The sequence below is a fragment of the Streptomyces milbemycinicus genome (assembly GCF_002154605.1).
Classification (GTDB): domain Bacteria; phylum Actinomycetota; class Actinomycetes; order Streptomycetales; family Streptomycetaceae; genus Streptomyces; species Streptomyces milbemycinicus.
Genome location: NZ_MUNE01000312.1, coordinates 17,586 through 18,063, shown reverse-complemented (window position 1 = coordinate 18,063; position 478 = coordinate 17,586). Strand labels below are relative to the sequence as shown.

1 protein-coding gene is annotated in these 478 nt (G+C 71.1%); it reads left to right on the top strand.

Features of this window, described 5'->3' with window-relative positions:
* On the top strand, nt 1-478 hold a 478-nt coding region (locus tag CCN51_RS24425), incomplete at both ends, for an antibiotic biosynthesis monooxygenase (RefSeq protein WP_086860091.1).

Genomic DNA, 478 nt, shown 5'->3' with positions numbered 1-478 from the left:
CGCCGTCGCCGCCGCCTGGGACTCCCGCCCCTGGCCGAGCCCGGAGCTGCTGTCGCAGAACCTCTACGTGGGAACGGACGGCGACACGCTGATGCACCACGCCCAGTGGACGAGCGAGGAGGCGTACCACGCTTTCGTCCGCACCCAGCGCCAGGAGCGGGTCGACCAGATCGACGCCGCCGTGCCGGGGATCAAGCGCAACGGCATCGCCCGCTACCAGCGGTACCGCGGCTTCGACACCAGGACGGACGGCGACCCGCGCGTGCCCGGGTGCGTCGCCGTCATCGAGCTCGACTTCGACGGCCCGGACCTGCGGCAGAAGTGGATCGACCTGGTCATCGAGGCCCTGGAGACGGACCCCGACCCGAGTCCGGACCTCATCTCCGCCGACTTCCATCTGATCGTCGACGGCGCCCGTCATCTGGCCTCCGACCGCACCCGGGCCCTCAACTACGCCCAGTGGACCAGCGAGGAGGCG